Genomic DNA, 19,856 nt, shown 5'->3' on the forward strand with positions numbered 1-19,856 from the left:
CGTGGCCACGCCGCGCGAGCCGAGCGAGATGCGCATTCTCTCGGTCGCCGGCGAGCACTTGCGCCTGCACGGCCTGCGCCGTTTCACCGTGGTCGCGGTGGCGGAAGAGGCGGGCATGACGCATGCCAATGTCTACCGCTACTTCCCCTCGCGCACGGCGCTGATCGATGCGGTGGTCGATGTCTGGCTGAAAGCGACCGAGCGCTCGCTCGCCGACATCGCTGATGGGCCGGACCCGGCCGAGGACAAGCTCGAGCGCCTGATCCTGGCGCTCGCCAAGGCGAACCGGGACCTGCTGCACGAGGAGCCGCATCTGTTCGCGGCACTGTCGCAGGCGGTGGCCAAGCGCCATGCGATCAGCCGGCGCAACCGCACCCGGGTGCGCGCCCTGTTCGAGCGCGTGATCGACGACGGCATCGCAACCGGGGCCTTCGAGCCGCGCGATCGCGACCGCGCTATCGCCTTCGTGATCGATGCGACCCACCGTTTCATCCATCCTGCGGCGCTGGAGCTCGAGGCGGATGTGCCGCAGGCATCGGTCGATACCAGGCTCGCGACCCTGATCAGAGTCGCTTTGCGGACGCTCGCGACAGGTGTCATCTAAAAAATAACAGATTTTGTAAAATGTAACTGCCTGTTTGCAAGGCAGGTTGACGATCCGGTTTTGGCGGTTAGCTTCTAACGACTTGGTTTTTCTGGATTTTCCGTGACTACGGGGCTGAATTCGCGGTTTGGGGCGGTTCCAATGTCCGATTTCGCACAGGGTTGAGCCCGGCGGCGGCTTGCGTCAAAGAACCGTCGGCTTTTTTGGCTTCAACTGCTTTCGCATCCAACAACAAGGATTCGGCAATGGCCCGCAAGAAGATCGCCCTCATCGGCGCCGGACAGATCGGCGGCACGCTCGCCCACCTCGCCGGCCTTAAGGAACTGGGCGACGTCGTCCTGTTCGACATCGCCGAGGGCATCCCTCAAGGCAAAGGCCTCGACATCGCCGAGTCCGCCCCGGTCGACGGCTTCGACGCTGGCTACAAGGGCACGCAGTCCTATGAGGACATCAAGGGCGCCGATGTGGTGATCGTCACCGCCGGCGTGCCGCGCAAGCCCGGCATGAGCCGCGACGACCTGATCGGCATCAACCTCAAGGTGATGAAGTCGGTCGGCGAGGGCATCAAGACCTATGCTCCCAAGGCCTTCGTGATCTGCATCACCAACCCGCTCGACGCGATGGTCTGGGCGCTGCAGAAGTTCTCGGGCCTGAAGCCCAACATGATCTGCGGCATGGCCGGCGTGCTCGACTCCGCCCGTTTCCGCCACTTCCTTGCCGATGAGTTCAAGGTCTCGGTCAAGGACGTCTCGGCCTTCGTGCTCGGCGGCCATGGCGACGACATGGTGCCGCTGGTCCGCTATTCCGGTGTCGCCGGCATCCCGCTGCCCGACCTCGTCAAGATGAAGTGGACGACGCAGGAGCGACTCGATGCCATCGTCGAGCGGACCCGCAAGGGCGGCGGCGAGATCGTCAACCTGCTCAAGACCGGCTCGGCCTTCTACGCCCCGGCGGCTTCGGCGATCGCCATGGCAGAGAGCTATCTCAAGGACCAGAAGCGCGTGCTGCCGGCGGCTGCCGCGCTCCGGGGCCAATACGGCGTCAAGGACATGTTCGTCGGCGTGCCGGTCGTGATCGGCGCCAAGGGCGTCGAGCGCGTCGTCAAGATCCGCCTCAATGGCGCCGAGAAGGAGATGCTCGCCAAGTCGGTCGCCTCGGTCCAGAGCTTGATCGACGCCTGCAAGACCGTCGATCCGTCATTGGCGTGAAATGGAGCGAGTGGCGAGATGGCGAGCGGCGAATAAAGCGCCGTAGCCTGTCACTCGCCATTCGCCATTCGCCATTCGCTCCCTTCCAGCAGGACATCAGGCATGAACATCCACGAATATCAGGGCAAGGCGGTTCTCAAGGAGTACGGCGCCCCCGTCTCCGCCGGCTTCCCGGCGCTATCGGTGGCGGAGGCCGTCGAGGCGGCCAAGAAGCTGCCCGGACCGCTCTATGTGGTGAAGAGCCAGATCCATGCCGGCGGCCGCGGCAAGGGCAAGTTCAAGGAGCTGCCGGCCGACGCCAAGGGCGGCGTGCGGCTCGCCAAGTCGATCGATGAGGTCGAGAGCCACGCCAAGGAGATGCTCGGCAACACGCTGGTGACGGCGCAGACCGGCCCGGCCGGCAAGCAGGTCAATCGCCTCTACATCGAGGACGGCTCGGATATCTCGAAGGAATTCTACCTCTCGGCGCTGGTCGATCGCGAGACTTCGCGCGTTGCCTTCGTGGTTTCGACCGAGGGCGGCATGGACATCGAGAAGGTGGCGCACGACACGCCGGAGAAGATCCTGACCTTTTCGGTCGATCCGGCGACCGGGATCATGCCGCATCATGGCCGCACCGTTGCCAAGGCGCTCGGCCTTGCCGGCGAGCAGGCCAAGCAGGCTGCGAGCGTGCTCGGCCAGATCTATGCCGCCTTCGTCGGCAAGGACATGGCGATGCTCGAGATCAACCCGCTGATCGTGACGACGCAGGGCCAGGTCAAGTGCCTGGACGCCAAGGTCTCGTTCGATTCGAACTCGCTCTACCGCCATCCCGAGCTGATGGAGCTGCGTGACGAGACGGAAGAAGACGCCAAGGAGATCGAGGCGTCGAAATACGACCTCGCCTATATCGCGCTCGACGGCACGATCGGCTGCATGGTCAACGGCGCCGGCCTCGCCATGGCGACGCTCGACATCATCCAGCTTTACGGGGAATCGCCCGCGAACTTCCTCGATGTCGGCGGCGGCGCCTCGGAAGAGAAGGTCACCGCGGCCTTCAAGATCATCACCGCCGACCCGAAGGTGAAGGGCATCCTGGTCAACATCTTCGGCGGCATCATGAAGTGCGACGTCATCGCCCGCGGCGTGATCGCGGCCGTGAAGACGGTCGGTCTCGAAGTTCCGCTGGTGGTGCGCCTCGAAGGCACCAATGTCGAGGAAGGCAAGGAGATCATCCGGACCTCGGGCCTGAACGTCATCCCGGCGGATGATCTCGACGACGCGGCTCAGAAGATCGTCGCTGCGATCAAGAAGGCTTGAGGTAAACCGATGTCCATCCTGATCGACAAGAACACCAAGGTCATCTGCCAGGGCTTCACCGGCAAGAACGGCACCTTCCATTCCGAGCAGGCGATCGCCTATGGCACGCAGATGGTCGGTGGCACCTCGCCGGGCAAAGGCGGGGCGCTGCATCTCGGCCTGCCGGTCTTCGACACCGTCGCCGAGGCGCGCGACAAGACCGGGGCGACCGCCTCCGTCGTCTACGTGCCGCCGCCGGGCGCGGCTGACGCTATCTGCGAGGCGATCGACGCCGAGATCCCGCTGATCATCTGCATCACCGAGGGCATTCCGGTGCTCGACATGGTCAGGGTCAAGCGCTCGCTCTCCGGCTCGAAGTCGCGGCTGATCGGGCCGAACTGCCCGGGTGTCGTCACCGCCGGCGAGAGCAAGATCGGCATCATGCCGGCCAACATCTTCAAGCCCGGCTCGGTCGGCATCGTCTCGCGCTCCGGCACGCTGACCTATGAGGCGGTGTTCCAGACCACGAACGAAGGCCTCGGCCAGACCACGGCTGTCGGCATCGGCGGCGACCCGGTCAAGGGCACCGAGTTCATCGACATGCTGGAGATGTTCCTCGCCGACGAGAAGACCACCTCGATCGTGATGATCGGCGAGATCGGCGGCTCGGCCGAGGAAGACGCGGCGCAGTTCATCAAGGACGAGGCCAGGCGCGGCCGCAAGAAGCCGATGGTCGGCTTCATCGCCGGCCGCACGGCGCCTCCCGGCCGCCGCATGGGCCATGCGGGTGCGATCATCTCCGGCGGCAAGGGCGGCGCCGAGGACAAGATCGCGGCGATGGAAGCAGCCGGTATCCGGGTCTCGCCGTCGCCGGCGCGCCTCGGAAAGACCTTGGTCGAGGTGTTGAAGGGCTGATCATGAGGACGCCATGGCCGGGTCAGACCCGGCCATTCGTTCCCTATCAGCGATGTAAACGATGGTCGGCTCGGGGCCGACTGTGATGCGGTAGGAAGAAGGCAGACGCACCATGGCTCGCCAGGACATCAACGAGGCTCTCGCACAGACCGGGTTCCTCTATGGCGGCAACGCGGCCTATATCGAAGATCTCTACGCCCGCTATCAGGCCGATCCGAAGTCGGTCGATCCGGAGTGGCAGGGCTTCTTCGCCGGGCTGAACGACGACAAGCAGGCGGTCGTCGACAACGCCAAGGGTGCGTCCTGGAAGCGGCCGAACTGGCCGATCCCGGCCGGCGGCGAGCTTGTCTCGGCGCTCGACGGCAACTGGGCCGCGGTCGAGAAGGCGGTCGGCGAGAAGCTCGGCGCCAAGGCCAAGGCCGCCGGCGCGACGCTGTCGGCTGCCGATGTCCAGCAGGCGACGCGCGACTCGGTGCGCGCGATCATGCTGATCCGGGCCTATCGCATGCGCGGCCATCTCCACGCCCAGCTCGACCCGCTAGGGATCGAGAGCCAGAAGGACTCTGAGGAGCTCTCCCCGGCAGCTTTCGGCTTCTCCGAGGCCGATCTCGACCGCAAGATCTTCATCGACAACGTGCTCGGCCTGGAGTTCGCCACCATCCGCGAGATGACGGCGATCCTGCAGCGGACTTATTGCCAAACCATCGGCATCGAGTTCATGCATATCTCCGATCCCGAACAGAAGGCCTGGCTGCAGGAGCGGATCGAGGGGCCGGACAAGGAAATCGCCTTCACCCGCGAGGGCAAGAAGGCGATCCTGAACAAGCTGGTCGAGACCGAAGGCTTCGAGAAGTTTCTCGATCTGAAGTTCACCGGCACCAAGCGCTTCGGCCTCGACGGCGGCGAGTCGCTGGTTCCGGCACTGGAGCAGATCATCAAGCGCGGCGGCTCGCTCGGCGTGCGCGACATCGTCTTCGGCATGGCCCATCGCGGCCGCCTCAACGTGCTGACGCAGGTGCTGGGCAAGCCGCACCGGGCGCTGTTCCATGAGTTCAAGGGCGGCTCGTTCGCCCCCGACGACGTCGAGGGCTCGGGCGACGTCAAATACCATCTCGGCGCCTCGTCGGACCGCGAGTTCGACGGCAACAACGTTCACGTCTCGCTGACCGCCAACCCCTCCCATCTGGAGATCGTCGACCCGGTCGTGCTCGGCAAGGTCCGTGCCAAGCAGGACCAGTTCGGCGACATCGTCGAGCGCTCCAAGGTGCTGCCGCTGCTGATCCATGGCGATGCCGCCTTCGCCGGTCAGGGCGTGGTGGCGGAATGCCTCGGCCTGTCAGGGCTGAAGGGCCACCGCACCGGCGGCTCGCTGCACTTCATCATCAACAACCAGATCGGCTTCACCACCTATCCGCGCTATTCGCGCTCCTCGCCCTATCCGTCCGACGTGGCGAAGATGGTCGAGGCCCCGGTCTTCCATGTGAACGGCGACGATCCCGAAGCAGTCGTCTTCGCCGCCAAGATCGCGATCGAGTTCCGGCAGAAGTTCCACAAGCCGGTCGTGATCGACATGTTCTGCTATCGCCGCTTCGGCCATAACGAAGGCGACGAGCCCGGCTTCACCCAGCCGCTGATGTACCGCAAGATCCGCGGCCACAAGTCGACGCTGGAGCTCTACGGCACCAAGCTCGAGGCCGAGGGCGTGATCCAGCCGGGCGAGCTCGACCAGATGCGCGCCGCCTGGAAGGCGAAGCTCGAGGTCGAGTTCGACGCCGGCCAGTCGTTCAAGCCGAACAAGGCCGATTGGCTCGACGGCCGCTGGGCCGGCATGAAGGCGATCCGTGCCGACGAGGACGATCCGCGCCGCGGCGCGACCGGCGTGCCGGAAGCGGTGCTGAAGGAGATCACCCAGAAGATCACCGAGGTGCCGGAAGGCTTCAACGTCCACAAGACGATCCAGCGCTTCCTCGACAACCGCCGCAAGGCGGTCGAGAGCGGGCAGGGGATCGACTGGGCGACGGCGGAAGCGCTCGCCTTCGGCTCGCTGCTGCTCGACGGCAATCCGGTGCGCCTCTCCGGCCAGGATTGCGAGCGCGGTACCTTTTCGCAGCGCCATTCGGTGCTGATCGATCAGGAGACCGAAGCCCGCCACACCTCGCTGAACAATATCCGCGAAGGCCAGTCCCGCTACGAGGTCATCAATTCGATGCTCTCGGAAGAGGCGGTGCTCGGCTTCGAATACGGCTACACCCTGTCGGAGCCGAACGCGCTGACGATGTGGGAGGCGCAGTTCGGCGACTTCGCCAATGGCGCGCAGGTCGTGTTCGACCAGTTCATCTCCTCGGGCGAGCGCAAATGGCTGCGCATGTCGGGCCTGGTCTGCCTGCTGCCGCATGGCTATGAGGGCCAGGGTCCGGAGCACTCCTCGGCCCGCCTCGAGCGCTTCCTGCAGATGTGCGCCGAGGACAATATGCAGGTGGCGAACTGCTCGACCCCGGCGAGCTATTTCCACATCCTGCGCCGGCAGCTGAAGCGCGACTTCCGCAAGCCGCTGATCCTGATGACGCCGAAGTCGCTGCTGCGTCACAAGCGCTGCGTCTCCGACCTGTCGGAACTGGCGGAGGGCTCGACCTTCCACCGTGTGCTGCACGACGATGCCGAGCGCGGCAAGTCGACCACCAAGCTGGTCAAGGATTCGAAGATCCGCCGCGTCGTGCTCTGCTCGGGCAAGGTGTATTTCGACCTGCTGGAGGAGCGCGAGAAGCGCGGCATCGACGATGTCTACCTGATGCGCGTCGAGCAGCTCTATCCGTTCCCGCTGAAGTCGCTGGCGCAGGAGCTGGCGCGCTTCAAGAGCGCCGACGTCGTCTGGTGCCAGGAAGAACCGAAGAACCAGGGCTCCTGGACCTTCGTCGAGCCCTATCTGGAGTGGGTGCTGGGCCATGCCGGCTCGAAGTCGAAGCGGCCGCGCTATGTCGGCCGCCCGGCCTCGGCCGCGACCGCCACCGGCCTGATGTCGAAGCACACCGCCCAGCTCAACGCCTTCCTGGACGAGACCTTCGCGGTCTGATCCAGATTCACTCAGCGGAGCGCGACCCCGAAAACCGGTTTCCACGTTTCGGGATCATGCTCAGACAAAAGACACGAGAAGAGGCCTGACATGGCGACCGAAATCCGCGTTCCGACCCTCGGCGAATCCGTCTCCGAGGCTACCATCGGCAAGTGGTTCAAGAAGCCGGGCGACGCGGTGAAGGCGGACGAGCCTTTGGTCGAGCTCGAGACCGACAAGGTGACGCTCGAGGTCAACGCGCCGGCGGCCGGCGTGCTCGGCGAGATCGTTGCCAAGGAAGGCGAGACGGTCGGCGTCAGCGCCCTGCTCGGCATGATCTCTGCCGGCGACGGCAAGGCGGCTCCGGCCAAGGACGAGAAGAAGGCCGATACGGCCGTGGCGCAGGCCGCTGGCAAGGCGGGCGCCGAGACCTCTGCCGACGCGCAGAAGAAGGCCGGCGAAGTCGCCGGGGCCACGCCTGTGAAGCCAGTGACCAAGGCAGCCGATTCCGGTCCGGCCGTCTCCCGCCTCGCCGCCGAGAGCGGCGTCGATCCCTCGACCGTCGGGGCTTCCGGCAAGGATGGCCGCGTCACCAAGGGCGACATGCTGGCGGCGATCGCGACCGGCCCTGCTGTTGTCTCTGCTGCGCCTGCCGCCCCGGTCCAGGTCCGGGCGCCGTCGGCTCCGGACGATGCCTCGCGCGAAGAGCGGGTCAAGATGACCAAGCTGCGCCAGACCATCGCGCGCCGGCTTAAGGAAGCCCAGACCAACGCTGCCATGCTGACCACCTTCAACGAGGTGGACATGACCAACGTCATGGCGCTGCGCAACCAGTACAAGGACGTGTTCGAGAAGAAGCACGGCGTGAAGCTCGGCTTCATGGGCTTCTTCGTGAAGGCCTGTGTGCAGGCGCTGAAGGAGATCCCGGCGGTCAATGCCGAGATCGACGGCACCGACATCGTCTACAAGAACTACTACCACATCGGCGTCGCGGTCGGCACCGACAAGGGCCTGGTCGTGCCGGTGGTGCGCGATGCCGACGAGCTCTCCATCGCCGGCGTCGAGAAGAAGATCGGCGAATTCGGCAAGAAGGCCCGCGACGGCGCCCTCAAGATCGAGGAGATGCAGGGCGGCACCTTCACGATCTCGAATGGCGGCGTTTACGGCTCGCTGATGTCGACGCCGATCCTGAACGCGCCGCAATCGGCGATCCTCGGCATGCACAAGATCCAGGAGCGCCCGATGGTGGTCGGCGGCCAGATCGTGATCCGGCCGATGATGTATCTTGCTGTGAGCTACGATCACCGCATCATCGACGGCAAGGAAGCCGTGACCTTCCTCGTCCGTGTCAAGGAAGGCCTTGAGGATCCGGCGCGCCTCGTGCTCGACCTGTGAGGTAACAGGCCCGTGGCGGGCATACACTTCATGGCCCTGCCGATCGCCGCGAGCATCATCTTGCTCGTGGTCCATATCGGCGTTCAAGCCATTACGGTGACGCGCGAGTTTGGTTCGGCGTGGAATGCCGGACCTCGCGATGAGGAGCTGAGGCCAAAGGGCATTCTCGCGGGGCGCGCCGAGCGGGCGCTGCGCAACTATCTCGAAACGTTCCCTGCTTTCGGCATCCTGGCCTTGACCCTGGCGGCGATGGAGCGGGCCGATGGGCTGGGACTGTTCGGAGCGCTGCTCTGGCTCGTCGGGCGCATCATCTACCTGCCGCTCTACCTCGCTGGCATTCCTTATTGGCGCAGCCTGGCCTGGAGCGCTGCTACCGGCGGATTATTGCTGATGGTCGTCCGAACGATCCTCTAGACGGGAAGGAGTAGCCGTGGCTTTCGGACCCAACCCGCCCCCGATCCAGGCGCATATCTGCGTCAAGGGCGGCGAAGAGGCGATTGCCTTCTACGAGAAGGCTTTTGGCGCGCAGTGCAGCTTCAAGGCCATGGCCGATGACGGCAAGCGCGTGATGCACGCCAATCTCACGCTCTTCGGCGGCGAGGTGATGCTGCACGACGAATTTCCCGAGTTCGGCGGCGATATCATGGCGCCGAACTCGCATGGCGGCGCCAGCATCGCGATCAACATCAATCTGCCAACGCCGGCCGATGTCGACACCGCCATCGCGAAGGCTGAAGCCGCCGGTGCCGATGTCATCATGCCGGCAAGCGACGTGTTCTGGGGCGCCCGCTATGCCCGCCTGCGCGATCCCTTCGGCCATGTCTGGGCCTTCAACGCGCCGCTGGCGCAACAGCAATCGTAAAGTCTGAACGAAAGAGAGACCATGTCCTACGATCTCGTCGTCATCGGAACCGGCCCCGGCGGCTATGTCTGCGCCATTCGTGCCGCCCAGCTCGGCCTCAAGGTCGCGGTGGTCGAGAAGCGCCGGACTCATGGCGGCACCTGCCTGAACGTTGGCTGCATCCCGTCCAAGGCATTGCTGCACGCCTCCGAGATGTTCGACGAGGTCTCCCATACCTTCCCCGGACTCGGCATTATCACGGCTAAGCCCAAGCTCGACCTGAAGCAGATGATGGTCCACAAGCAGGAGACCGTCGACGCCAACGTCAACGGCGTCGCCTTCCTCCTGAAGAAGAACAAGATCGAGGCGTTCCACGGCACGGCCTCGATCCCGGCCGCCGGCAAGGTCGTCGTCACCGCCGAGGATGGCAAGACACAGGAACTCGAGACCAAGAACATCGTCATCGCCACCGGCTCGGAATCGGCGGCGCTGCCGGGCGTCACGACAGACGAGAAGACTGTGGTGACCTCGACCGGCGCACTTGAGCTTTCCTCCGTGCCGAAGGAGCTGCTGGTGGTCGGCGCCGGCGTGATCGGGCTCGAGATCGGCTCGGTCTGGGCCCGGCTTGGCGCCAAGGTCACCGTGGTCGAATTCCTCGACCGCATCCTGCCCGGCATGGACGACGAGATCGCCAAGCAGTTCCAGCGCCTGCTGCAGAAGCAGGGCTTCACCTTCCATCTCGGCTCGAAGGTTACCAAGGTCGAGACCGGCAAGAAGGGCGGCGCTACCGTCACCGTCGAGCCTGCCGCCGGCGGCGAAGCCAGGACGCTGAACGCCGATATCGTGCTGGTCGCGATCGGCCGGCGCCCGAACACGGACGGCCTTGGCCTCGACAAGGCTGGCGTCGTGACCGAGCGCGGCCGCGTCGTCATCGACGACCATTTCCAGACCAACGTACCGGGCATCTATGCGATCGGCGACGTGGTGCGCGGGCCGATGCTGGCGCACAAGGCCGAGGATGAGGGTGTCGCCGTAGCCGAGATCCTCGCCGGCAAGCATGGCCATGTGAACTACGACGCGATCCCGAGCATCGTCTACACCGGCCCTGAGGTCGCTGCGATCGGCAAGACCGAGGAAGAGCTCAAGGCCGCAGGCGTGGCCTACAAGGTCGGCAAGTTCCCGTTCACGGCCAATGGCCGGGCGCGCGCGATCAAGCACACCGACGGCTTCGTCAAGTTCCTCGCCGATGCGGCCACCGACCGCGTGCTCGGCTGCCACATCATCGGCCCGCATGCCGGCGACCTGATCGCCGAGGTGACGGTGCTGATGGAATTCGGTGGCTCCGCGGAAGACCTCGCCCGCACCTGCCATGCCCATCCGACGCTGGCCGAGGCGGTCAAGGAAGCGGCGCTCGCCGTCGACAAGCGCCAGATCCACATGTGAGGGGGGCGCTGTCATTCGCTTCCGACCCTGTTTGGTGTAAAACATGGGCATGACCCGTGACGAAGCCACCGCCGAACTGGTCTGCCGTGCCAAAACCTTGCGCGATCGTGGCGCGCAGGCTGCGTTCGTCTATGGCTCGACGGCTCGCAACGAGGCGAGAGGCGACAGCGACATCGATATTTTCATCGATATCGAGCCTGGCCGGAAATTCTCGCTGCTCGATCTCGTGGGAATGCAGCGCTACCTGGCGGAGGAACTCGGCGTCGCGATCGATCTGACGACGCGATCGAGCCTGCATCCCAAGCTCCGGGCGCAGATCGAACGGGAAGCGATCCGAGTCTTCTGATGGTGCGTCGGAGCGATGTCGTCCTCGAGGAGATTCTCGATGCGATCACGCTCATTGAACAGGAGCTTGTCGACCACACCCAAGCATCATTCGCGACGGCTCTGTTTCTGCAGCGGGGAACAGAGCGGTCGCTCGAAATCATTTCCGAAGCCGTGCGCCATCTTCCGGACGCACTGCTTGAAATGCGGCCGGAAATTGCTTGGAATGACGTCCGATCGATCGGGAACAGGATCCGGCATGAATATTGGCGCGTCGATCCAGCGCTGATCTGGTCAATCGTTGTAGACGACCTTCCGGCTCTCCGTGCCGCGGTCGAGGATTTGCTCCGGCGTCTTGGCCCCTAACAGCCTATCGCTGATATGAAGTCGCTAGACCATTTCGCGTTTAGGTTGATTGATGCCTCGCAAACGCAGGGTATCAATCAACCTAAACGCGAAATAGTCTAGCCCCGCCGCGCGCGATAGGCGGTCAGCGTGTTGCGCAGCAGGCAGGCGATGGTCATCGGGCCGACGCCGCCGGGGACCGGCGTGATCGCGCCGGCAATCTCGGCCGCTTCGGCATAGTCGACATCGCCGGCGAGCTTGCCGTCGGGCATGCGGTTGATGCCGACATCGATCACCGTGGCGCCAGGCTTGATCCAGTCGCCCTTGATCATGCGCGGGCGGCCGACGGCCGCGACGACGATGTCGGCGCGCTTCACCACGGCCGCGAGGTCACGCGTGCGCGAATGGGCGATCGTCACCGTGCAGTCGGCCTGCAGCAGCAATTGCGCGACGGGACGCCCGACCAGTTCCGAGCGGCCAACGACGATTGCTTCCAGCCCCGAAAGCGAAGGCAGCGCCTGCTTCAGCAGCAGCATGCAGCCGAGCGGCGTGCAGGGCACGAGGCCATTCTTGCCGCCGGCGAGCAGGCCGGCATTGATCGGGTGGAGGCCGTCGACATCCTTGGCCGGGTCGATCGCGTCGATGATGCGACCGGTGTCGATATGCTTCGGCAAAGGCAGCTGGACGAGGATGCCGTCGACGCCGTCGTCGGCGTTCAGCTCGGCGATCTTTGCCAGCAGCGCTGCTTCGGTCGTCTCGGCCGGCAAGCGGTGGGCGACCGAGTTCATGCCGATTTCGGTCGCGAGCTTCTCCTTGGAGGCGACATAGACCCGGCTCGCCGGATCATCACCGACGAGGACGACATGCAGGCCGGGGGTGGGCTTGCCGGCCGCCTTGAGCGTTGCGACCTCGCGGCCGATCTCGGCCCTGAGCTCCGCCGCCGCCGCCTTGCCATCGATGATGCGTGCCGTCATGACCAGCTCCGTCCTATGCCGCCAGATCGCCGGCCGTCCTGTTGGACGCAAAACGCCGAGCCAGCTCCTTGTTGAGGCATCGGATCGAAAAGTGGATTCCAGTTTTCAGTTTGATGCTCTGCGCCGTTCTCTTGCTGCATCGCGACAGAACGGACAAGTGCAGCTTTGCCCCTGAATGTCTCGCGGGTGGGGATGTCGTCGGCGGCGCTTGATCGCGGCGCGGCGAGCCAGCATGGTCGGCTGGTGATTCAGAGGGCGGCCTGCAAGCCGGAGACAGCGACGTGACCACCGGCTTTGCGGCAATCCCGGCCTCCGGCAGCTATATGCTGCGCAATGCCAGGGCGCCTGCATGCCTGGTCGAAGCCGGCAGCCTGGCGAGCGACCGCGACGGTCTCGCCTTGCTGGACATCACGGTCGAGGATGGCGCCATCGCCTCGATCCTGCCGGCGGGTACGCCCGCGCTCGATGCCACGCCGGCCCTCGATCTCGATGGCGGGATCGTGCTGCCGCGGCTGGTCGACGTCCACACCCATCTCGACAAGGGCCATATCTGGCCGCGCCAGCCCAATCCGGATGGCAGCTTCATGGGCGCGCTCAATGCGGTCGCGGCCGATCGCGACGCGAACTGGTCAGCCGAGGATGTGCGGGCGCGCATGGAATTCGGCCTGCGCTGCGCCTATGCCCATGGCACGGCGGCGATTCGCACCCATCTCGACTCGCTCGGCAAGCAGATCGAGATCTCCTGGCCTGTCTATGCCGAATTGCGAACCGAATGGGCCGGGCGGATCGCCTTGCAGGCGTCGCCGCTGTTCGGCGTCGACGCTGTCGCCGATCCCGCGCATATGCAGGCGATCACGCGTGCCGTGACAGCCTATGGCGACAGCCTGCTCGGTGCCGTCACCTATATGGTGCCGGAACTCGACGCCGCGCTCGACACGCTGTTCCGGACCGCGATCGAGCACGGCTTCGATCTCGACTTCCATGTCGACGAGGCCAATGATCCGGCGGCGCGATCGCTCGAGCACATCGCCGACGCCGCGCTGCGCCATCGCTTTCCGGGCAGGATCCTGGCTGGGCATTGCTGCTCGCTCTCGCTGCAGCAGCCACAGGACGAGGCGCGCATCATCGCCAAGGCCAGAGAGGCCGGCATCGCCGTGGTCTCGCTGCCGATGTGCAACATGTATCTGCAGGATCGCCAGCGGGGCCGTACACCGCGCTGGCGCGGCGTCACCGCGCTGCACGAACTCAAGGCGGCGGGCGTGCCGGTGATGATCGCCTCCGACAACACCCGCGATCCGTTCTACGCCTATGGCGATCTCGACCTCGTCGAGACGCTGCGCGAGGGCACCCGCATCCTCCAGCTCGATCATTCCGAGCGCGACTGGGCGAAGGCGATCGCCGCGACGCCGGCCGAGATCATGGGGCTTCCCGGAACCGGCCGGCTTTCACCGGGCGGTCCCGCCGACTTGATCCTGACCCGCGCCCGCGACTGGACGGAGTTCTTCGCCAGGCCGCAGGCCGACCGGACCGTACTGGTCGCTGGTCGCGCCATCGACCGCACCTTGCCTGATTATCGCGAACTCGATCACCTGATGAGCCGCTCCGCATGACCGCACGCTATGACATCGACGCGCTGAAGCGCCGCCTGAACGGCATCCGCACCGAGGACAATCCGGCGCTGGTCAAGCAGAAGAGCCGCGACTTCTTCTGGTACTCGCCCAAGCTCAAGCGCCAGCTCGATCATGTCGTCGCCGACATCGTCGTCTCGCCGGTGAGCGAGGTTGAAGTGCTGGAGACGCTTTCGGCAGCGCATGCGCTCGGCATACCCGTGACGCCGCGTGGCACCGGCACCGGCAATTACGGCCAGGCGATGCCGCTCTCGGGCGGCATCGTGCTCGACCTTTCCGGCTTCAACAAGGTGAAGAGCATCGAGGCCGGCCGCTATGTCGCCGAGCCCGGCGCGGTGCTGGCGAAGATCGACCAGGAGACACGCGCCCATTCGCGCCAGGAGATCAGGCTGCACCCGTCGACCTATCACACCGCTTCGGTCGGCGGCTTCATCGCCGGCGGCTCCGGCGGCGTCGGCTCGATCAAATGGGGTGGGCTGCGCGACTGGGGCAACATCATTTCGCTGCGCGTCGTGACGATGGAAGGCACGCCGCGCATCCTCGAACTCCAGGGCGATGACCTGCACAAGGTCGCCCATGCCTATGGCACCAACGGCATCATCACCGAGGTCGAGATGCCGCTCGGCCCCGCCTACGCCTGGGTCGACGTCATCCTCGGCTTTGGTGACTTGCGTGCCGCAACTGAGTTCGCCAACGCGCTCGGCGAGCAGGACGGGCTGGCGCTGAAGAACGTCGCAGTCGTCGCCGCGCCCGCGCCGCACGATTATTTCTTGCGCCACCGTAAGTTCCTGCCGCGCGAGAGCCATTGCGTCATGATCATGGTCGCCGATTTCGCGGTGGAATCGATGCTGGCTTTCGTCCGCCGCTTCGGCGGCTCGCAATTGCTGATGCGCTCCGACAAGCTGACGGCGGAGGAGGCGAAGGGATTGCCGCCGACCTTCGAGCTCGGCTGGAACCACACCACCTTGCGGGCGTTGCGGGTCGATCCATCGATCACCTATCTGCAGGTGCTCTATCCCTTCCCGAACCAGGTCGATCTCGTCGACAAGATCCATGCCCGCTTCGGCGACGAGGTCACCTGCCATCTCGAATTCGTCCGCTTCGACGGCAGGATCACCTGCTTCGGCCTGCCGCTGGTGCGCTTCACCAGCGAGGAGCGGCTGGCGGAGATCATGGCGATCCATGAGGAGATGGGCGCGCCGATCTTCAACCCGCACCGCTACACGCTGGAGGAGGGCGGGATGAAGCAGACCGACGAGGTCCAGCTCGCCTTCAAGCGCGAGGCCGATCCGCAGGGGCTGCTCAATCCCGGCAAGATGATCGCCTGGGAAGACCCAAGTTACGATTACCGCTCGGGCAAGACCTTCCTGTTCCGCGCCCTCGGCGAAGCCGGCGTCGGCGCCTGAGGCCCTCGATGCGCGCACTCGTTCTCTACGCGCACCCAGATCCCGAGAGCTTCGGGGCGGCCGTGCACGAGACGCTCGTCGCTGCGCTGCGCCGGGCCGGGCACGAGGTCGATGATTGTGATCTCTACGCCGAGGGCTTCGACCCTGTGCTGAGCCGCGAGGAGCGCGTCGGCTATCATGACCTCGCCAGCAACCGAAATTCCGTAGCCGGCTATGTTGAGCGCCTGCTGGCGGCGGAAGCACTGTTCCTCTGCTTCCCGGTCTGGAACTACGGCTACCCGGCAATTATGAAGGGCTATTTCGATCGCGTCTTCCTGCCGGGTGTCTCGTTCAAGCTGGTCGATGGTTTGATTCGGCCCAATCTCTGGAATATTCGCCGGCTGATGACGGTGACGAGCTATGGGGGCTCGCGCTGGCGCACCATGCTGATGGGCGATCCGCCGCGACGGCAGATCAAGCGGGGATTGCGGGCGGTTTGCCATCCGGCGGCGCGGGTTTCCTATCTGGCGCATTACGACATGAACCGCTCGACGCCGGAGAGCCGCGCAGCCTTTCTGGTCAAGGTCGAGCAGGAAATCGCGCGGATTCAAGAGCCTGTCTGACAGTTGTCATCAGCTTGTCATGAAGGCGCGCGATTGCACAGCCGGCGAAAAGTATCCGCAACCTTTTCCAAGGGCCGGCTCATGACCAAGTCCCTCGAAAAAAGCGTCGGCCGTGCCCTCCTGGTGACGGCGCGCCTGCACAGAGCGCGGATGGGCGAGCGCCTCAACGCGCTCGGGCTCTTTCCAGGCCAGGAGCAGGCGCTGAAATCGCTACAGACGGCGCCGATGACGATGGGCGAGCTGGCGACCCTGCTACGGGTCAAGCCGCCGACCGTCTCGAAGACGATCGGCAGGCTCTCGCTGCAGGGGCTAGTGACTCGCGAGGGCGGCGGCCGCGACGGCAGGCTGGTGCAGGTGGCGCTGACCGAGAATGGGCAAAAGACCGCGGTTGCGCTTGATGCGGTCTGGAACCAGGTCGAGGAAGAGCTGCTCGAAAAGCTCGACGCCAAGGAACGCAAGCAGCTGCGCAAATTGCTGCGCAAGGCGGCGAAGGGCCTGTCGAAAGCCGGAGCCGATGTCGACGAAGCCGAGGACGAGGCCGAAGACGCAGCCTGATCAGCCTCGGCTCCAGCGGTATGATCCGCATGCGTCCTAGGGCTGGCCTCGTGCTTTAAATCGGTTCATTGGTAGTCTGTCATTCCTCCAGAGCATGACGGACTCCGCGCTTGTCGGCCGCTCCCGCTCCGCTTCCGGATACGCGCCGGACACGCCTGACCGCCATCGCGCTGATGAGTGGGGCGATCGTCTGCTTCTCGCTGCTCGATGCCTGCGCGAAATGGCTGGGCGGGACGATGCACCCGATGCAGGTCGTGCTGGCGCGCTATCTGGTCAGCGTCGCTCTGGTCTCGCTCCTGCTCAATCCCTGGAGCCATCCCGGCATCACCCGGACCAAGCGGCCCTGGCTGCAGGGCTTCCGCTCGCTGCTGCTGCTCGGCTCGACGGCGCTGAACTTCGTGGCGCTGCAATATCTGCAGCTGGCCGAGACAGTCTCGATCATGTTCGCGGCGCCCTTGCTGGTGGCTTTGCTGGCGGGGCCATTGCTCGGCGAGTGGGCCGGGCCGCGTCGGCTGATCGCGATCGGCGTCGGCTTCCTTGGGGTACTAGTGGTGACGCGGCCGGGGCTGGGCGGCCTGCATCCGGCAGCGCTGCTCAGTGTCTGCGGCTGCTTCTGCTACGCCTTCTACAGCCTGTCGACGCGGATGCTGGCCTCGAGCGATTCCCCGCAAACGACGATGTTCTATTCCGGGATCGGCGGTGTCGTCATTATGCTGCCGTTGCTGCCGCTGTTCTGGTCCTGGCCGTCGACCTGGCAGAGCTGGCTGCTGATGGGCGGAACCGGCTTCTTCGGGGCGCTCGGCCACTGGTTGCTGATCCTGGCGCATCAGCGTGCGCCGGCGACGATCCTGGCGCCCTTCATCTACTCGCAGATCGTCTGGATGATCCTGCTCGGCTGGTTCGTCTTCGGCCAGATTCCCGACCGGTTCACCTTTATCGGTGCTGCGGTCGTCATCGCCTCCGGGCTCTATCTGCTCTATCGCGAGCGCATCCGGGCCGTGCCCGAAGGCTCGGCCCGGCTCGATTGAGGCCGGCACGGTCCTTGAAGCCTCCATTCATGAATGGAGACCATGGTGACGTTTCTGCATCGCAAACGGCTACAAATGGTTCCGCTCGGCACAGTTGTGGTCCGGGCGGGTCCCATTGCGGCGCAAGCGCCGCGTTCAGCCGAGCGATACGCGACTCTGCCCGGCGACGAAGTCGGAGAGCATCGGCACATACTCTTCCCCCATGCCGCTGGCGACCGCCGCCGCATAGACGTTCTTGACCGCTCCGCCGACCGGGTTCGGAACGCCGGCGGCGTTGGCAAGACTTTCGAGATAGCGGACGTCCTTCAGGGCGTTCGACAGGGTGAACTTGTGGGCGTCGCGGTCGCGCTCCAGCACGTATTTCATGAAGGTCTGGTAGAAGCCGCATTCCATCCGCCCGCCGGTGATGACGCTGTTGAAGGTCTGCGGGCTGATGCCGACCTTCTGCGCCAGGGTCAGCGCCTCGGCATAGATCGCGCCATAGCCGAGCGAGAGGAAGTTGTTGAGCAGTTTCATCTTGTGGCCATCCCCGACCGGGCCGAGATGCACGATTTTCTGGGCCCAGGTCTCGCAGACCGGGCGGATGCGCTCGAAAACCGCGCTGTCGGCCCCAATCATCGTCGAGAGTTGACCGAGATTCGCCTGGGCGGGTGTTCCACCCAGCGGCGCGTCACAGAGGTGCAGGTCCATGGCAGCGAGCCGTTCCGCCAGAGCGATCGTGGAGACGGGATCGGAGGTCGAGCAGTCGACGATGATCGTGCCGGGCTTTGCGCCAGCGGCGATGCCATCGGCACCGTTGATGACCTGCTCGACCTGGGGCGAGCCGGTGACGCAGAGGAAGATGATGCTCGCCTTCCCGGCGAGCTCTCGCGGGCTCGCGGCTTCCGTTGCGCCTGCGGCCTTGAGCTCTTCCACGGGCTTGCGGTTGCGATGGCCCATGACTGTGAGAGGGAAGCCCTTGGCGAGAATACAGCTCGCCATGCCCTGACCCATGTAACCAACGCCGATGAAGCCGATCGATTCTTTAGTCGCGCTCATCTTCAGTTTCTCCGAAATCTATGAGATGGAACAAGGGAATGCGGAACGATTTGGCCAAGAACTGGTTGAATGCAGCGGCTTCCAGGCTTCAGGAGAAGCGATTGATGGCTAACGACGGACACTCGCGCGACCCTTCGGGGGCGGGGAAGTCGGGTGTCAAACCCGGTGGCCGTGGCCGCGTTACCTTGCAGATCATCGCTGATCGACTCGAGGTCTCGACCGCCACCGTCTCGCTCGCGCTGCGCGAAAGCCCGTTGGTCGCCGACAGCACCCGCCTGCGCGTGCAGCAGATCGCGCGCGAGATGGGCTACAGCTACAACCGTAGCGCGGCCTCGCTGCGGACCGACCGGACCAACATCCTCGGCGTCGGCTTCCACGACATCACCAATCCCTATTTCGCCGAGCTGCTCGCCGCGATCGAGGAGACGGCGACGACGCATGGCCGCTCGATCCTGCTCGGGACCTACGCGGAGAACCTGCAGCGGCAGGACCGTGTCCTCAACACGCTCAAGGAGTACCGGCCCGACGGCATGATCATCTGCCCGGCTGGCGGCACCACGGCGGAGACGCTGCAGCACCTGATGGCGGCGCAGGTGCCGCTGGTGCAGCTCTCGCGGGAGATTCCCGGCATCGGTCTCGATTTCGTCGGCTCGGACGACCGCCACGGCACCGTGCTCGCCGTCGAGCATCTGCTCGGGCTTGGCCATCGCCGCATCGCCTTCCTCGGCGAGAGCCCGCTGATCTCGACCGGGCGCAACCGCTATCGCGGCTATTGCGAGACACTGGCCAAGCACGGCCTGCCGCTCGATCCGACGATCGTCTATTCGGCCTATGGCACGCGCGAGAACGGCCTGAAGGGCGTCCAGAAGGTGCTCGATGCCGCGAATCCGCCGACCGCGGCCGTCTGCTTCAACGACCTCACCGCCTTCGGCGCGATGCTCGGCTTGCGTCATCGCGGCCTGGAGGCCGGCGCGGACTTCTCGGTCATTGGCTGCGACGATGTCCAGGAAGCATCGCAATGGTATCCGGCGCTGACGACGCTGAAGAATTTCCAGGATGATATGGGGCGGACATCGGCGGAGCTGCTGCTGCGCCGGATCGCCGATCCGTCGGCGCCACCGCAACGCGTCGTGCTGACGCCGGAACTGGTTGTACGCGGGACGACGGCGCCGCCGAAGACGCGGCGCTGAGGCCAGAGCATTGCCGCGTTTCTCCGAACCGCG

At 65.1% G+C, this 19,856-nt stretch carries 19 protein-coding genes; 17 read left to right on the plus strand and 2 right to left on the minus strand.

All coding sequences use genetic code 11. The features are described from left to right. Position 1: 1 nt before the first annotated feature. The 11 genes from ACSQ24_RS03550 (at position 2) to ACSQ24_RS03600 (ending at position 11,423) form a co-directional block, all read left to right on the plus strand. Positions 2–604, plus strand: coding sequence for a TetR/AcrR family transcriptional regulator (locus ACSQ24_RS03550; RefSeq protein WP_436093354.1), 603 nt, complete (start codon positions 2–4; stop codon positions 602–604). A 245-nt stretch (positions 605–849) separates the two neighbouring features. Further along, positions 850–1,812, plus strand: coding sequence for a malate dehydrogenase (mdh, locus tag ACSQ24_RS03555; RefSeq protein ID WP_436093355.1), 963 nt, complete (start codon positions 850–852; stop codon positions 1,810–1,812). A 102-nt stretch (positions 1,813–1,914) separates the two neighbouring features. After that, positions 1,915–3,111, plus strand: a complete 1,197-nt coding sequence (sucC, locus tag ACSQ24_RS03560) for an ADP-forming succinate--CoA ligase subunit beta (protein ID WP_436093356.1) — start codon at positions 1,915–1,917, stop codon at positions 3,109–3,111. A gap of 9 nt (positions 3,112–3,120) precedes the next feature. Continuing rightward, positions 3,121–4,005 carry a succinate--CoA ligase subunit alpha gene (gene sucD, locus ACSQ24_RS03565; protein ID WP_436093357.1) on the plus strand — a complete coding sequence of 295 codons (885 nt, stop codon included), beginning with the start codon at positions 3,121–3,123 and terminating at the stop codon, positions 4,003–4,005. Positions 4,006–4,117: 112 nt separating this feature from the next. After that, complete coding sequence (locus ACSQ24_RS03570) at positions 4,118–7,075, plus strand: 2-oxoglutarate dehydrogenase E1 component (protein WP_436093358.1); 2,958 nt, start codon at positions 4,118–4,120, stop codon at positions 7,073–7,075. A 90-nt stretch (positions 7,076–7,165) separates the two neighbouring features. Beyond that, positions 7,166–8,449, plus strand: a complete 1,284-nt coding sequence (gene odhB / locus ACSQ24_RS03575; protein ID WP_436093359.1) for a 2-oxoglutarate dehydrogenase complex dihydrolipoyllysine-residue succinyltransferase — start codon at positions 7,166–7,168, stop codon at positions 8,447–8,449. A gap of 30 nt (positions 8,450–8,479) precedes the next feature. After that, positions 8,480–8,863 (plus strand): MAPEG family protein, encoded by a 384-nt coding sequence (locus ACSQ24_RS03580; protein WP_436093360.1) that lies wholly within the window; start codon positions 8,480–8,482, stop codon positions 8,861–8,863. Positions 8,864–8,879: 16 nt separating this feature from the next. After that, entirely contained in the window at positions 8,880–9,311 is a 432-nt protein-coding gene (locus tag ACSQ24_RS03585) for a VOC family protein (protein ID WP_436093361.1), read from the plus strand. Between the two features lie 21 nt (positions 9,312–9,332). Beyond that, a complete protein-coding gene (gene lpdA / locus ACSQ24_RS03590; protein WP_436093362.1) occupies positions 9,333–10,733 on the plus strand; it encodes a dihydrolipoyl dehydrogenase in 1,401 nt (466 codons plus the stop codon). 49 nt (positions 10,734–10,782) lie between these two features. Further along, positions 10,783–11,079 carry a nucleotidyltransferase family protein gene (locus ACSQ24_RS03595; RefSeq protein WP_436093363.1) on the plus strand — a complete coding sequence of 99 codons (297 nt, stop codon included), beginning with the start codon at positions 10,783–10,785 and terminating at the stop codon, positions 11,077–11,079. Next, entirely contained in the window at positions 11,079–11,423 is a 345-nt protein-coding gene (locus ACSQ24_RS03600; protein WP_436093364.1) for a HepT-like ribonuclease domain-containing protein, read from the plus strand. The genes ACSQ24_RS03595 and ACSQ24_RS03600 overlap by 1 nt, the downstream gene beginning before the upstream one ends. A gap of 98 nt (positions 11,424–11,521) precedes the next feature. Here ACSQ24_RS03600 and folD read toward each other — a convergent pair whose 3' ends face one another. Then, entirely contained in the window at positions 11,522–12,376 is an 855-nt protein-coding gene (folD, locus tag ACSQ24_RS03605) for a bifunctional methylenetetrahydrofolate dehydrogenase/methenyltetrahydrofolate cyclohydrolase FolD (protein WP_436093365.1), read from the minus strand. Between the two features lie 281 nt (positions 12,377–12,657). On the opposite strand from folD, the gene ACSQ24_RS03610 reads away from it, so the two are divergent. From ACSQ24_RS03610 to ACSQ24_RS03630, 5 genes are all read left to right on the plus strand, one after another. After that, positions 12,658–13,986, plus strand: coding sequence for a cytosine deaminase (locus tag ACSQ24_RS03610; RefSeq protein ID WP_436093366.1), 1,329 nt, complete (start codon positions 12,658–12,660; stop codon positions 13,984–13,986). Further along, positions 13,983–15,410 carry an FAD-binding oxidoreductase gene (locus ACSQ24_RS03615; RefSeq protein ID WP_436093367.1) on the plus strand — a complete coding sequence of 476 codons (1,428 nt, stop codon included), beginning with the start codon at positions 13,983–13,985 and terminating at the stop codon, positions 15,408–15,410. The genes ACSQ24_RS03610 and ACSQ24_RS03615 overlap by 4 nt, the downstream gene beginning before the upstream one ends. Before the next feature lie 8 nt (positions 15,411–15,418). Next, positions 15,419–16,012, plus strand: a complete 594-nt coding sequence (locus ACSQ24_RS03620; RefSeq protein WP_436093368.1) for an NAD(P)H-dependent oxidoreductase — start codon at positions 15,419–15,421, stop codon at positions 16,010–16,012. 81 nt (positions 16,013–16,093) lie between these two features. After that, positions 16,094–16,567, plus strand: coding sequence for a MarR family winged helix-turn-helix transcriptional regulator (locus tag ACSQ24_RS03625; protein WP_436093369.1), 474 nt, complete (start codon positions 16,094–16,096; stop codon positions 16,565–16,567). A gap of 110 nt (positions 16,568–16,677) precedes the next feature. Continuing rightward, on the plus strand, positions 16,678–17,595 hold the full coding sequence (locus tag ACSQ24_RS03630; RefSeq protein WP_436093370.1) for a DMT family transporter: 918 nt from the start codon (positions 16,678–16,680) through the stop codon (positions 17,593–17,595). A 135-nt stretch (positions 17,596–17,730) separates the two neighbouring features. Here ACSQ24_RS03630 and ACSQ24_RS03635 read toward each other — a convergent pair whose 3' ends face one another. Continuing rightward, positions 17,731–18,633: an NAD(P)-dependent oxidoreductase gene (locus ACSQ24_RS03635; RefSeq protein WP_436093371.1), complete on the minus strand. Its 903-nt coding sequence runs from the start codon at positions 18,631–18,633 to the stop codon at positions 17,731–17,733. A gap of 104 nt (positions 18,634–18,737) precedes the next feature. Here ACSQ24_RS03635 and ACSQ24_RS03640 point away from each other — a divergent pair, with 104 nt between their 5' ends. Beyond that, complete coding sequence (locus tag ACSQ24_RS03640; RefSeq protein ID WP_436093372.1) at positions 18,738–19,823, plus strand: LacI family DNA-binding transcriptional regulator; 1,086 nt, start codon at positions 18,738–18,740, stop codon at positions 19,821–19,823. Positions 19,824–19,856 lie beyond the last annotated feature (33 nt).

The organism is Allobosea sp. LjRoot237, assembly GCF_964253285.1.
Taxonomy (GTDB): Bacteria; Pseudomonadota; Alphaproteobacteria; order Rhizobiales; family Beijerinckiaceae; genus Allobosea.